Source organism: Synechococcus sp. MIT S9508, from assembly GCF_047303045.1.
GTDB lineage: Bacteria > Cyanobacteriota > Cyanobacteriia > PCC-6307 > Cyanobiaceae > Synechococcus_C.
Genome location: NZ_CP138941.1, coordinates 1974324 through 1986891 on the forward strand (window position 1 = coordinate 1974324; position 12568 = coordinate 1986891).

A 12568-nucleotide genomic window follows, 5' to 3' on the forward strand; every position below is an offset into this window, starting at 1 on the left:
TTGAGCAGTGGTGGAGGCCTGACGTGGCAGCGACAGCTGGATTCCGGCTCCGGGTCGAGCCTTTGAAAGCTGGTCATTTGAGCCAGATCGCTTCCACTGTGGATGCCTGTTCCAGCATCGATAACAGCGCTCTGCAGAGCTTGCTGGTTCAGTCATGGTTCAGCCGTCTTGAGCAGTTCCTGCCAGACCCGCTGAACGCTCGACTCACCCGGGTGCTGGCCCTGATCGAGTCGTCCTCAGAAGTCGCAGACCAGATCGAATCCCTGCTGCTGATGCGCTCCAGCAACCGTCGCAACAGTTGCTGGCAACTCGACGTTCTGTCGCTTGCGACCCCTCGTCACTTCAGTCGCCAACAAGGTCTTCGCCTTCTGATCCAGCAAGCGCTGAACGATGACATCGCTCGTTGTCGCAGCTGGCTTGTTCGCTGCGACCCCACGGATCGGCCGCAACTGGATCTGTTACGCGAGCTTGGCTTCCAGCCTCTACGCCAGGGGAGGATCTGGAATCCGCCGCTCATGGCTTCGCCATCCTCGGCGAACGCAACTAACGGTGGAGAGCGAACGAACAGTGGAGAGCTTCCGCAGGGACTTTGCTGGAGTCCCATCAACCGCGAGAACGCACGACAGCTTTTGTCCCTTGAGCAGTCGAGCATCAGCCCTCAACATCGGCAAATCCTCGATCGCCAATGGGGCGACCTGCTCGATCTGAGCGGTGGTGGTTCAACAGTTTTAACGTTTGAAAGAGAGGGAGATCCTCAGGTCATTGCGGGGCTGATCAGGCGCCCATGGGGGATCGATTCACCCCGTCTTGAACTGCTGCGGGGACCGGCGTGGGATGAGCGCATTGGCGCTGGGTTACCCGCAGCGTTACTGCAGCTGCTGAACCAGCAGATCCCACCATCACTTCTGGTGTCGGACGACGACCAACAACTGAAGGACGTTCTCGCAAGTCAGGGATGGCGGGAAGGATCCCTGGAAATGATGCTGGGACGAAGCATCTGGAGACGCGTGCAGCAGCGCAACCTGGGGGGTCTACGACCGCTTGAATCCATGCTCGGTCGTCTGCAGCCTCAACAACCGCAGCTGCCAACCCCGAGCCTGGCCCCGAGGCGCTGAGTTGACTTCACCTCCCCAGGCGCGGTCAGCACTCAGCCTTGATGTCGGCCGTCGAAGGATCGGGCTCGCAGGCTGCGACGGCCTTGGATTGACTATCACTCCACTCAAAGCATTGCAACGTGGCGACTTCGATCACGATGTCAGCCAAATCAAGACACTCTGCGACGCGCGCCGGGTTGAGGCTCTGATTGTTGGTCTACCCCTAGACGATGCGGGTAAGCCCACCATGCAGGCCAAACATTGTCATCGCTACGGCGTCCGACTGGCTCGTGCTCTGTCCCTGCCAATGGCCCTTGTGAATGAGCACAGCAGCAGCTGGGCAGCGGCAGAGCGCCATCAGCTACATGGAGATCGCACTGGGCGACTGGACAGTGCCGCGGCCGCACTGCTGCTCGAACAGTGGCTTGCCGATGGGCCTGAACCACAACCAGTCCAGATGGCGCCTGCGAAACGTGGCGAAACGGATGCTGATGCAAGATCCTGGGCTTCAATTCCTCCAGCGCCATGAGTTCCAGCGGACCTGCTTCCAACGGTGAGGTGCCCACCATTCTCGTCAAGGACCGTGACGGACACGACCTGCTCTGTTTTCTTGAGCAGCTCATTCCTCTTGATGAGAAGGATTATGCGCTTCTCACGCCTGTTGATACACCTGTGTGTCTGTTCCGTCTGCGCGACGGGGATGATCCCGAACTGATCGAAAGCATCGCCAGCAGCGAGCCGATTCTTTCGGTCGCTGATGTGGTGCTTCAGGAACACGATCTCACCTTGGTCCGCTCAGCGGTGACTCTGACCGTGAACGGTGAGCTTGATGAACCCGATCCTGACGATCTCGACGAGGAGGACGTTGACGATGAATCCGAAACCTATGAGCTGTTGGTGAGCTTTCTCGTGGAGGAACAGGAATATGGCCTGTACATCCCTCTGGATCCCTTTTTCGTGGTGGCAAGAATGGACGACGGTGCAGCCTTGCTTGTTGAGGGTGAGGAGTTCGACCGCGTTCAACCACGGATTGAAGCCGAGCTGGATGAGCAGGGGCTTCCTGAGTGATGCAGCGTCACTGGCTGATACCGGATTGGGATCCGGGCCTGACCCTGGCCCACTTACCCCTGGAACCCTTGATTGGGAGGGGTATCAAGGTTCTATTGCTGGATGTGGACCGCACCCTGCTCCCAGGGCGTGGCGTGGAACTGCCCGCTCCAATGCGTCGCTGGGCCAAGGATGCATCGCGTTTGTTGCACATTCATCTGATCAGCAATAACCCTTCGCGCCAGAGAATCCAGGCAGTGGCGGATCAGTTGAATGTGACTTACACCTGCTCAGCATCAAAACCTCGCCGTGGAGCTATTCGTCGAGTGATCAGCACGCTTCCCAATGCGACGACCGAGATCGCCATGGTGGGAGATCGTGTGTTCACCGATGTTCTTGCCGGCAACAGACTGGGGCTTTACACCGTGCTGGTGAAACCGCCACGCCCCGACGGCACAGCCTGCAGTCACGATCGCGTGCAAAGGCTGGAACGGCATCTCGCCAGATTTTTCGGAGCAGTGGGGCAATGACCCTCAGGGTTGTAAAAGTGGGGACAAGCCTGCTGAGACAACGCCAAGAGACGTCTACGGCCGAAGCAATTGCACAGTTGTCCAACAACTTGGCGGACAGCATGGGCCGCGGCGATCGCACGGTGCTCGTGTCGTCTGGAGCCGTTGGCCTGGGCTGTCAACGACTCGGCATGACTCAGCGGCCCCTCAGCCTTCCAGGCCTGCAAGCTGCAGCATCCGTGGGCCAGGGATATCTGATGAGCCTGTATGAAAAAGAATTCTCCCACCATTCCATTCCAGTCGCACAGGTGCTTCTCACGCGCGCCGACTTGGCAGACCGCCTGAGCTACCACAACGCGTCTGCAACATTGAATCAGCTGCTTGATTGGGGAGTACTCCCCGTGGTGAATGGAAACGACACGGTGTCTTCAGATGAGCTGAAATTCGGTGACAACGACACACTCTCAGCACTCGTTGCTGCAGCGGTCAAAGCCGATGAATTGATCCTGCTGACTGATGTTGACAGTCTCTATTCAGCAGATCCTCGTAGTGATCTCAACGCCACACCAATCAAGGATGTGCATGATCCCGAGCAGATCGGAGAGCTCGAGGAAGGAGCCAGTAGCGGTGGCCGATGGGGTACCGGGGGCATGGCCACGAAACTTGCAGCAGCTCGTATCGCCACCGCAAGCGGCATCACAGTGCATCTGGGCGATGGCCGGAAACCAGAGTCATTGCAGAACATTCTGCGAGGCGGTCGAGGCGGCACTGTGTTCCATCCCCACCCTCAACCGTTGGGCAATCGCAAGAGTTGGCTAGCTCATGCACTGCAACCAACAGGCTCGCTGCGCTTGGACCCCGGAGCCTGTCGAGCACTGCTAAAAAAGGGAGCTTCGCTTCTGCTGGTTGGCGTCACAGAGCTGAACGGACAGTTCGAGGCCAACCAGGCTGTGCTTCTGCTCAATGAGGATGGCCAGGAGGTGGCTCGCGGCCTCACAACGATGAGCAGCGAGAAGTTGAATCATCTGCTGACCCAGCAGTCATCGAATGCCACAGCCGATGGCGGCTCACCAGTGGTGGTGCATCGCGACGCCATGGTGCTGATGATGCCAACGACACAACAAGCAGAGAATTCATGATCGATGCAAGTTTGTCAATGCGAAACAGGTCGATCTGATGCTTTCAAGACCGCCTGCTGAATCAGTTCAGACGCAATTCACAGATCAAATCGAAGACTATTTGCTTGCAGAAAGCCCAAGATAATATCCAAATCCGTTGGCACAAATCATGCTAAGGAAGAGAAAAGGAATGATGATATTGGAATAATCGTGAGCCAGCCAAGACGTCAGCAGAAAAGCACCGACAGAGGCAGCAGCAAACAAACTGATGATCGGATCCTGTTTCGCCGACATGACATCGTTAAGCACGAAAATTAGAGTAGCGAAAGACTCTCCTTGCAGCTGTATCAGCATCTACAGCGGCGAACATCACAGGTCAATCATCAACCAGCAAACGCTCAATAAGCCGCGAATCATCCAACCAAGCCAAGAATCATTCAGGAAGACGGAGCAAGGATGGCTCCTAAAAGTAGATAAGACTATCGAATCGAACAAAAAGCGAGGAACTAATTCAGCGCAGGCAAGATCACATAAATATAAAGGAGAAGACCTGAATACAGACCTCCAAGAATTAAAAACCACTTCGACATCATTCATGAATAATTTGACACAGCATAGCCAAGAGGCAGCTCATGCTCTTGCCGACCCAAACATCATCGAGCAAACAACAGCTTCAGGCCGGCAAAGACGAGACACTGAGATGCGTTCAAACGCTGAATGCCAGCAATAACCATTCATACCAACAAGATCAAAGAGTTAACCCTTGACAGTCGTTGAAAATCAGGATTCAGGAAATAACAATGTTTGCACGAATAGGAGTAGCAATCAGACTCACAAGAAGCCGAAAATCTCTACCAAAATGTTGAGAGCTCACCGCGTTGCGCAAACAGAATCCGCCAGCGTTGCCTGTTCAAACTCTCGATCAGTCGTGATTTCGGAACAGTCGGGCATGCATCATCGAGGTCTTAGCCGGCTAACTTGACCGCAACTTCTCACTGGTTTTTCAAAGGCTGTTAGTAACGAATGCGTTGCAAACCAGTTGGAGAATGTCAGCTGTGAACACGATGTTCAGTCAAACCGGTACGTCCCCATGCGCTTCAGCGAGTTGATCGCCATTCTTGAGCAGGGCGAGTCAGGCGTTCTGAAGGTTTCCGCAGGCCAGGATCCCGAACTCCGAGGAGCCGCCTCTCTCGAATGCGCACAAGCTGATCAACTCAGCTTCCTTGAGCAAGGCAATGCGCTAGTCGCAAGCCTTGAAACCAGTGGCGTAGGTGCTGTCTTGATCCCTGATCAAGAGGAGTTGAAGGCGCTTGCTGAACACCGAAAACTGTCTTGGGCCGCCTGTCGCGATCCTCGATTGGCTTTCGCTGAAGCGCTCGAACAACTGCATCCCCGTCCTGTACCGAACGCGGGCATCCATCCCAGCGCCGTGATCTCCGATCGCGTGCAGATTGGAGCTGGTGTCAGCGTGTCCGCCAACGTGACGATTGGGGATGACACCCGGATCGGAGCGCAAACCGTGATTCATCCAGGAGTGGTGATCTACGGCAACGTGGACATCGGGGAAGGCTGTGAATTGCACGCCAATGCTGTTTTGCACCCCGGCTGCCGTATCGGCAGGGGTTGTGTCGTTCATTCCAATGCAGTCGTCGGATCAGAAGGGTTTGGCTTTGTGCCAACGGCCAAGGGTTGGCGCAAGATGCCCCAGACCGGTTTGGTTGTTCTCGAAGACGGTGTCGAGATCGGATGTGGCAGCACAATTGATCGTCCTTCCGTCGGTGAAACGCGGATTGGTGCCGGTAGCAAAGTCGACAACCTCGTGCAGATCGGTCATGGCGTCGTGACAGGACGGGGCTGCGCCTTGGCCTCTCAGGTGGGGATCGCCGGTGGAGCACGTCTGGGCGATGGGGTGATTCTCGCCGGACAGGTGGGCGTCGCCAACCGTGCGGTGATCGGCGACAGAGCGATCGCCAGCTCCAAAAGCGGCATCCATGGCGAAATCGCTTCAGGGGAAGTGGTGAGCGGATATCCAGCCATTCCGAACAGGCTCTGGCTGCGCTGTTCTGCGGCCTTCAGCAAATTGCCTGAAATGACCAAACAGCTGCGTCAACTTCAGCGTCAGGTTGAACCAGCGGTCTCTGGTTCTGAAGGATCAGAGACCGCTCAGTAATCTCGCACCAGCACTGTCCGGGCTCGGCAACATGGATCAGCATCGTGTCGTTCTTCTGCCCGGCGATGGCATCGGCCCGGAAATCACCGCCATAGCCCGTCAGCTTCTCGAAGCCGTCGCCGCACGTTTTGACTTCAACCTGACGTTCGATGAACAGCCGATCGGTGGAGCCGCCATCGACGCCACCGGAGAACCATTACCGGCAAGCACTCTGGAGACCTGCCGTTCAGCCGATGCTGTGTTGCTTGCAGCCATCGGCAGTCCCCGTTTCGATGCATTGCCGAGAGCCAAGCGACCGGAAAGCGGACTGCTGGCTTTGCGTTCTGGGATGGAGCTGTTCGCCAATCTCCGACCGGTCAAGATCGTGCCTGCCTTGATCGATGCCAGCAGTCTCCGGCCAGAAGTGATTGAAGGAGTTGATCTGATGGTCGTCCGTGAGCTTACGGGTGGCATTTACTTCGGCCAACCGAAAGGGCGAATCGAAGCAGACGGAGAAGAACGGGGCTTCAACACCATGACCTACTCGGATTCAGAGGTTGATCGAATCGCCAGAGTGGCTTTCGAGCTGGCGGGTGAACGTACGGGACGACTGTGCTCGGTGGACAAGGCCAACGTGCTTGATGTCAGCCAGCTGTGGAGAGACCGGGTGGATGCCTTGTCGAGCAACTACAGCAACGTGGAGGTGAGTCACATGTACGTGGACAACGCTGCGATGCAGCTCGTTCGAGCCCCACGTCAGTTCGATGTCTTACTCACAGGCAATCTTTTCGGCGACATCCTCAGCGATGAAGCAGCGATGCTCACCGGATCCATCGGCATGCTTCCCTCAGCGTCGCTCGGAAGTGAAGGGCCCGGGCTCTTTGAGCCGGTGCATGGATCAGCTCCGGATATTGCCGGCCAAGACAAGGCCAACCCCATGGCCATGGTTCTCTCCGCAGCGATGATGCTTAGAACAGGCTTGAAGCAACCCAGCGCAGCAGACGCATTGGAACAGGCTGTTGATCAGGTGCTGGCGAAGGGCTTTCGTACCGGCGATCTGATGGCGGAAGGTTGCACACCACTGGGTTGCAGGGCCATGGGTGAAGAGCTGCTCAAAGCACTCTGATCAGATTTGATCAAGCAAATTTCGAAATCGGTCCGTTGACCTGCCAAACTCTTCGGGCCAGATCTGCCTCCGTCGATGTCGAAGCGTCACCCCGTCGTGGCTGTCACCGGTTCCTCAGGTGCCGGCACCAGCACCGTGAAGCGTGCCTTCGAGCACATCTTCGCGCGTGAAAGCATCACACCGGCTGTCGTTGAAGGCGACAGCTACCACCGCTTTGAGCGGATGGCCATGAAAGATGCCATGGCTGATGCTTTGGCCAAGGGTGAGAACTTCTCCCACTTCGGCCCTGAAGCCAACCTCTTTGACAAGCTTGAGGAACTGTTCCGCGTCTATGGAGAGACAGGCGGTGGGCAGAAGCGCTACTACCTGCACAGTCCAGAGGAAGCCGCTGAGCACAATTCCCGTTTGGGAGTTGATCTCAATCCTGGCCAGTTCACCCCCTGGGAAGACATCCCAACTGGCACAGACCTGTTGTTCTACGAAGGGCTTCACGGTGGCGTTAAAGGTGATGCCTACGACGTGGCATCACTTGCAGATCTTCTGGTGGGTGTGGTGCCGATCACCAACCTCGAATGGATCCAGAAGATCCACCGCGACAATGCTGAGCGCGGCTATTCCGCCGAGGCGATTGTGGACACCATCCTGCGCAGGATGCCTGACTACATCAATCACATCTGTCCTCAGTTCAGCCGCACCGATATCAATTTCCAGAGGGTCCCAACGGTCGATACCTCCAACCCATTCATCTGCAGGAACATTCCCAGCCCGGATGAGAGCTTTGTGATCATTCACTTTCGCAAGGGTGCTCGAGAGAAGTGGGGGATTGACTTCAACGATCTTCTGAACATGATCCACGACTCGTTCATGTCCAGTCCCACCAGCATCGTGGTGAACGGCGGCAAAATGGGTTTTGCCATGGAACTGATTCTCACTCCAATCATCCACCGCATGATTGAAGAGAAGAAAAAGATGAACTGATTTCTGTTCATCAATAGCCCCAATCAGTCCTATCGTGGGCTCATCTGATTGTTCAGGTGAGCCTATTTCTGTTTCACCTCCCTCCTTCGTGATCGCGGGAGCCGGCGGAAACGCCAGCCTCACTCCACGCTGGGACCGAGTGGACAGCAGGCGCCTGATCGCTTTGGCCCGAAAAATTTATTTCCAACATCTGAGCGAATCAGCCCATTCGCTCGACCCCTGCGGAGTTGTCGTGAAGATCAATCTCACTGAGGGGCGTGTGGTTCTCGAGGCTCCAACGCTGTTGCCTGATGAACAATTCATCAGTGCAGAGCTGATCAGTCGAAGGCTAAGGCGACCACGCAATCCCAAAGAACGGGTCAAGGGGCAAGGGTCGTGAACCCACTCCTGGTTTCGATCGTGCTGCTCACAGGAGCGTGTGTTGGCAGCTTCATTAACGTCGTCACCTGGCGACTTCCGCGAGAGGAGTCCGTTGTTTGGCCAGGCAGTCACTGTCCTCGCTGCGGTCATTCCGTGCGATGGCACGACAACATTCCCGTGATCGGCTGGCTGGCATTAAGAGGACGCTGCCGCAACTGCGATCAACCCATCTCTGCTCGCTACCCCCTCGTTGAGGCTCTCACTGCAGGGTTATGGCTGAGTGCAGTGTGGGCCATCGGCTTCAGGGTTGACACGTTGTCATCAGACCCCATGACGACTCTCGTAACGCTGGTGGGTGGAGTCGTGCTGATCAGCCTGTTAATGCCGATGGTGCTGATCGACATCGATCACCTTTGGTTACCGGAACCGATCTGCCGCGCAGGAGTGATCACAGGACTGCTGGCGAGCGCCCTGGTTGCTGCCTTTGGACATCCGGAGATCGGGAATAGCCTTCTGTTCAATCATCTGTTGGCGTCAGCCGCGGGGTTACTGGTGCTGGAAGGTCTCAGTGCTCTGGCGGAACGCTTGGTGGGACAGCCTGCACTGGGATTGGGTGACGCCAAACTGGCAGCCATGGCAGGTGCCTGGCTGGGACTGGCTGGACTAGGAATGTCGATGGGGATCGCGGTGATCTCAGGAGCGATTTTCGGGGTGATTGGCAGGATCACCGGACGCCTGCAACCCAGACAACCTTTCCCGTTCGGCCCCTTCATTGCCCTGGGGATTTGGTTGGTCTGGTTGATGGGCCCTCAATGGTGGTGGAGTCAGTGGGTGGCACTGATCGGGTCGTGAACAAAATCAGACGGCCGCACCGCCACCAGCGCCTGCAATGTCAAAAGCTCCTCCTGCTTTGACGTTGGCCAGCAGAGTTCCATCGAGAAATTGCTGATCGAGCAAGATCAATGCCGCTGGACTGGAATCGGCCAAGCGCAGTCGTTTCAGAACAAATCGAGCTTCGGATTCTTCCTGCAGCTGCTCACCCACAAACCAATCGAGCATGGCTGTGGCAGTCCTATCCCCTTCATTTTCCGAAAGCGTATAGATATTATTGATCGACTTGGTGACAGTTTTTTCCATCTCATACACCTTGTCAAAAAGCGTTTTAACAGACTGCCACTCTCTCTCAGGCGACTCAATCGTAGGCAGCTGAACATTACATTCGCTATCAACTAGATAGGCAATGAATTTAGAGGCATGGCCTCTTTCCTCAGTGCTTTTATTGAGCATGTAGCTAGAGAAACCAATTAAATCTCTCTCACGCAACCAAATCGACATCGCCAGGTAGGTATGACTAGCCTGAAACTCAAGCGCAAGATGTTCATTGATTGCCGAAGTATGAGATGCCATTAAAAGAATGCCAATAATTTTTTATAGACAAACAACCGCATGTGAGTCCTAGAGCAAAGATTAAAAGCGACCGGAATCACACCTCTTGAGTGACAAATGTTACGCGCAGCACCGCCTGCTTCGGTGCTCGATTGATGGTGTGACTGTGAACGGAATTGAGACAAAAAATTCCATCAACATCGTCTTGAAAAGGCTCCTGGAAAAGAAGAGAAGCCCCGATGGCATGGTTCTTGGCCCGGTCCGTCTTTTAATGGGCTGGTCTGGATTGTCCCCGTGTCTCTTTTCGACTGGTTCGCTGATCGCCGCAAGGGTCAGTCCGTGGTCAAGGTCGCACAAGAACCCGAGGAGGGGGATGGTCTCTGGAGCAAATGTCCTGAGTGCTCCCAGGTGGTCTATCGCAAAGACCTTCTGGCCAACGCAAGTGTTTGCGGCAACTGCAGTTATCACCACAGAATCTTTAGTGCTGAGCGAATCGCGATCATTGCCGACGAAGGAAGCTTTGAACCGCTTGACGAAGACCTGACTCCTACTGACCCGCTTGGGTTCAAGGATCGACGAGCCTATGCCGATCGTCTGCGAGAGACCCAAGCCAGCACAGGGCTTCGCGATGGGGTGATTACGGGATTGTGCCGAGTGGACGAGATCCCCATGGCCCTTGCGGTGATGGATTTCCGTTTCATGGGCGGATCCATGGGCTCGGTGGTGGGAGAAAAAATCACCCGGCTGATCGAGGCGGCCACAGCCAAACAACTTCCTTTACTCATCGTCTGTGCCTCCGGAGGCGCACGCATGCAAGAAGGCATGCTGAGCCTCATGCAGATGGCCAAGATTTCCGGAGCGCTGGAACGCCATCGCGAAGCGGGTGTGCTTTACATGCCGCTGCTGACGCACCCCACAACAGGTGGCGTAACGGCGAGCTTCGCCATGCTCGGCGATTTGATCCTCGCCGAGCCTAAGGCTCTGATCGGTTTTGCCGGCCGGAGAGTGATTGAACAAACCCTGCGGGAGAAGCTTCCCGATAACTTCCAAACGGCCGAATACCTCCAAGAGCATGGGTTCGTTGACACAATCGTGCCGAGAACACAGCTGAAGAACACCTTGGCAACTCTTTTAAGCCTGCATGGCTGTCGTCCCGAGGTCGCCGTCGAGGCATGAATATCAATCTGAGGAAAACAGTCCATCAGTGGCTGACATCAGCACTGTTGGCTTTACTGGTTCTGGTTTTAATGCAGACGGGTGTCGCTCAACCGGTTTTCGCCGGTCCTGTTGATTGGCGTGAAGTGCCATCAACCAGCGAAGGGCAGCAGTGGTGGGACGCAGGCAGCGTCCGCAGAACAAGAGAGGGCAATGTGTCAGTTCTCAGTCGATACAGCCTGAAAACCGATGATGAATCGCCTGCCCTGGGGACTCTTGTGGTGATGGAAATCGATTGTGATCAGTCGCTCTATAGAGACACACAGAAGAACGGACTGCCCCGCTTCAGAGCTGACTGGGAAGCGCCGGCCAAGGATGATCTGATCACCGAAGTCATCAACGCCGTTTGCAGTTCAGAACTGGTCTGACTGCGTCCCTGTCTGTATCCGCCGCCCGCTTTTCCATGGCTCCCAGTCCGATCTCTCAACGCCCGATTGGTGTTGCCATCGCCGGCCTCGGCTTCGGCGAAGCGGTTCATCTTCCTGCTCTGCAGAACGTTCCCGAGCTGGAACCTGTCGCTCTCTGGCACCAAAGGCAGGATCGACTGGATAAGGCCTGCAGCAACTCCGGCCTGAGGGGTTACCACTGCTGGGACTCACTCCTTGAGGATTCCCGAGTCGATGCAGTGATCATTGCCACACCACCGGCACCTCGTTTTGAGCTGGGGATGCGAGCGCTGAAGGCGGGGAAACATCTGCTGCTTGAGAAGCCCGTCGCCCTGAATGCGCAGGACGTGGCGGATCTGCAGCGCGAAGCCATTGGCAGAGGTCTCAGCGTTGCTGTGGATTTCGAATACAGGGCAGTTCCCCTGTTTCAACAGGCAGCACGCCTTCTTGAGCAGGGAGCTGTGGGGACCCCCTGGCTGGTGAAACTGGATTGGTTGATGAGCAGCAGAGCCAACCCGCAACGAGCCTGGAACTGGTACTCACAGGCCAATCAAGGTGGAGGCGTCATCGGAGCGCTTGGCACCCATGCCTTTGACACCTTGGCGTGGTTGATCGGCTCTGTTGGAGAACCACAGGCCATGACACGCACCGCCATTGAACAGCGACCCGATTCCGAAGGCAACATGCGGCCCGTTGATGCTGACGACATCGCCCTGATCAATGTGGACTTAGGGACCCATCAAGGTGGGACCGTCGCCGCACAAGTCGCCCTTTCCTCGGTTGCCCGCAATGGTCGTGGTTGCTGGATTGAGATCTACGGATCCGAGGGCAGCCTGGTTCTGGGGAGTGAGAACCAGAAGGATTATGTGCATGGCTTTTCGCTCACCCTGCAACAAGGCGGAGACGCGCCTCGCAACGTCCAACCAGATGAGGATCTGCGCTTCGCGACGACGTGGAGTGATGGACGCGTCGCACCGGTCGCGCGTCTTCAGAGCTGGTGGGCGCAGAGCATTCAAAAGGGCCATCCGATGGTGCCTGGCCTAGCTGAAGGTCTCGCGAGCCAGCAGGCCTGTGACAGGACGTTGACGTCACGCTGATTCAGACAACGAACTACACACCTTCAACTTCGTATCAACAGTGACTGCTTTGCGTGACTTTGAAAATGCCATATAAATATGAAATAGCTTTAATCAATATGAA

At 55.9% G+C, this 12568-nt stretch carries 15 protein-coding genes; 13 read left to right on the forward strand and 2 right to left on the reverse strand.

The window, feature by feature from the left end; all coding sequences use genetic code 11:
- Window positions 1-77 precede the first annotated feature (77 nt).
- Genes SIB42_RS10910 through proB form a run of 5 tightly spaced genes read left to right on the forward strand, consistent with a single transcriptional unit; the run spans window position 78 to window position 3789 of the window.
- On the forward strand, window positions 78-1115 hold the full coding sequence (locus tag SIB42_RS10910; protein ID WP_413327962.1) for a hypothetical protein: 1038 nt from the start codon (window positions 78-80) through the stop codon (window positions 1113-1115).
- A gap of 1 nt (window position 1116) precedes the next feature.
- Window positions 1117-1623 (forward strand): Holliday junction resolvase RuvX, encoded by a 507-nt coding sequence (gene ruvX, locus SIB42_RS10915; RefSeq protein ID WP_067094943.1) that lies wholly within the window; start codon window positions 1117-1119, stop codon window positions 1621-1623.
- Window positions 1620-2162 carry a DUF3727 domain-containing protein gene (locus tag SIB42_RS10920; protein ID WP_067094945.1) on the forward strand — a complete coding sequence of 181 codons (543 nt, stop codon included), beginning with the start codon at window positions 1620-1622 and terminating at the stop codon, window positions 2160-2162. Before ruvX ends, SIB42_RS10920 begins: the two co-directional genes overlap by 4 nt.
- A complete protein-coding gene (locus SIB42_RS10925; protein ID WP_067094948.1) occupies window positions 2162-2671 on the forward strand; it encodes a YqeG family HAD IIIA-type phosphatase in 510 nt (169 codons plus the stop codon). The genes SIB42_RS10920 and SIB42_RS10925 overlap by 1 nt, the downstream gene beginning before the upstream one ends.
- Window positions 2668-3789: a glutamate 5-kinase gene (gene proB, locus SIB42_RS10930; protein WP_067094951.1), complete on the forward strand. Its 1122-nt coding sequence runs from the start codon at window positions 2668-2670 to the stop codon at window positions 3787-3789. The genes SIB42_RS10925 and proB overlap by 4 nt, the downstream gene beginning before the upstream one ends.
- 96 nt (window positions 3790-3885) lie before the next feature.
- On the opposite strand, the gene SIB42_RS10935 is transcribed toward proB, so the two are convergent.
- Window positions 3886-4122, reverse strand: coding sequence for a hypothetical protein (locus SIB42_RS10935; RefSeq protein WP_067094954.1), 237 nt, complete (start codon window positions 4120-4122; stop codon window positions 3886-3888).
- Window positions 4123-4858: 736 nt separating this feature from the next.
- On the opposite strand from SIB42_RS10935, the gene lpxD reads away from it, so the two are divergent.
- The 5 genes from lpxD to SIB42_RS10960 all read left to right on the forward strand — a co-directional run bounded on the left by lpxD (window position 4859) and on the right by SIB42_RS10960 (window position 9233).
- The gene (gene lpxD / locus SIB42_RS10940) at window positions 4859-5938 is read left to right on the forward strand and encodes a UDP-3-O-(3-hydroxymyristoyl)glucosamine N-acyltransferase (protein WP_067094958.1); all 1080 of its coding nucleotides are present in this window, start codon (window positions 4859-4861) and stop codon (window positions 5936-5938) included.
- 31 nt (window positions 5939-5969) lie between these two features.
- Window positions 5970-7043 carry a 3-isopropylmalate dehydrogenase gene (gene leuB, locus SIB42_RS10945; protein WP_067095155.1) on the forward strand — a complete coding sequence of 358 codons (1074 nt, stop codon included), beginning with the start codon at window positions 5970-5972 and terminating at the stop codon, window positions 7041-7043.
- Between the two features lie 75 nt (window positions 7044-7118).
- Entirely contained in the window at window positions 7119-8021 is a 903-nt protein-coding gene (locus tag SIB42_RS10950; protein ID WP_067094961.1) for a phosphoribulokinase, read from the forward strand.
- 34 nt (window positions 8022-8055) lie between these two features.
- The gene (locus SIB42_RS10955) at window positions 8056-8400 is read left to right on the forward strand and encodes a hypothetical protein (protein WP_197459886.1); all 345 of its coding nucleotides are present in this window, start codon (window positions 8056-8058) and stop codon (window positions 8398-8400) included.
- On the forward strand, window positions 8397-9233 hold the full coding sequence (locus SIB42_RS10960) for a prepilin peptidase (protein WP_067094964.1): 837 nt from the start codon (window positions 8397-8399) through the stop codon (window positions 9231-9233). The genes SIB42_RS10955 and SIB42_RS10960 overlap by 4 nt, the downstream gene beginning before the upstream one ends.
- A 6-nt stretch (window positions 9234-9239) precedes the next feature.
- On the opposite strand, the gene SIB42_RS10965 is transcribed toward SIB42_RS10960, so the two are convergent.
- Window positions 9240-9788 carry a ferritin gene (locus SIB42_RS10965; protein WP_067094967.1) on the reverse strand — a complete coding sequence of 183 codons (549 nt, stop codon included), beginning with the start codon at window positions 9786-9788 and terminating at the stop codon, window positions 9240-9242.
- A gap of 273 nt (window positions 9789-10061) precedes the next feature.
- Here SIB42_RS10965 and accD point away from each other — a divergent pair, with 273 nt between their 5' ends.
- From accD to SIB42_RS10980, 3 genes are read left to right on the forward strand one after another with little or no spacing between them, the layout of a single operon-like run.
- Complete coding sequence (gene accD / locus SIB42_RS10970; protein WP_067094970.1) at window positions 10062-10943, forward strand: acetyl-CoA carboxylase, carboxyltransferase subunit beta; 882 nt, start codon at window positions 10062-10064, stop codon at window positions 10941-10943.
- Complete coding sequence (locus SIB42_RS10975; RefSeq protein ID WP_197459887.1) at window positions 10940-11350, forward strand: hypothetical protein; 411 nt, start codon at window positions 10940-10942, stop codon at window positions 11348-11350. Before accD ends, SIB42_RS10975 begins: the two co-directional genes overlap by 4 nt.
- Window positions 11351-11385: 35 nt before the next feature.
- A complete protein-coding gene (locus SIB42_RS10980; protein ID WP_067095164.1) occupies window positions 11386-12465 on the forward strand; it encodes a Gfo/Idh/MocA family protein in 1080 nt (359 codons plus the stop codon).
- The last annotated feature ends 103 nt before the right edge of the window (window positions 12466-12568 follow it).

What these genes read in the sequence shown, in the direction of transcription:
- SIB42_RS10935 (WP_067094954.1), bottom strand. Translation starts at nt 4,122, where the DNA reads ATGCTGATACAGCTGCAAGGAGAGTCTTTCGCTACTCTAATTTTCGTG.
- SIB42_RS10920 (WP_067094945.1), top strand. Translation starts at nt 1,620, where the DNA reads ATGAGTTCCAGCGGACCTGCTTCCAACGGTGAGGTGCCCACCATTCTC.
- SIB42_RS10950 (WP_067094961.1), top strand. Translation starts at nt 7,119, where the DNA reads ATGTCGAAGCGTCACCCCGTCGTGGCTGTCACCGGTTCCTCAGGTGCC.
- leuB (WP_067095155.1), top strand. Translation starts at nt 5,970, where the DNA reads ATGGATCAGCATCGTGTCGTTCTTCTGCCCGGCGATGGCATCGGCCCG.
- SIB42_RS10980 (WP_067095164.1), top strand. Translation starts at nt 11,386, where the DNA reads ATGGCTCCCAGTCCGATCTCTCAACGCCCGATTGGTGTTGCCATCGCC.
- SIB42_RS10965 (WP_067094967.1), bottom strand. Translation starts at nt 9,788, where the DNA reads ATGGCATCTCATACTTCGGCAATCAATGAACATCTTGCGCTTGAGTTT.
- SIB42_RS10975 (WP_197459887.1), top strand. Translation starts at nt 10,940, where the DNA reads ATGAATATCAATCTGAGGAAAACAGTCCATCAGTGGCTGACATCAGCA.
- SIB42_RS10925 (WP_067094948.1), top strand. Translation starts at nt 2,162, where the DNA reads ATGCAGCGTCACTGGCTGATACCGGATTGGGATCCGGGCCTGACCCTG.
- lpxD (WP_067094958.1), top strand. Translation starts at nt 4,859, where the DNA reads ATGCGCTTCAGCGAGTTGATCGCCATTCTTGAGCAGGGCGAGTCAGGC.
- proB (WP_067094951.1), top strand. Translation starts at nt 2,668, where the DNA reads ATGACCCTCAGGGTTGTAAAAGTGGGGACAAGCCTGCTGAGACAACGC.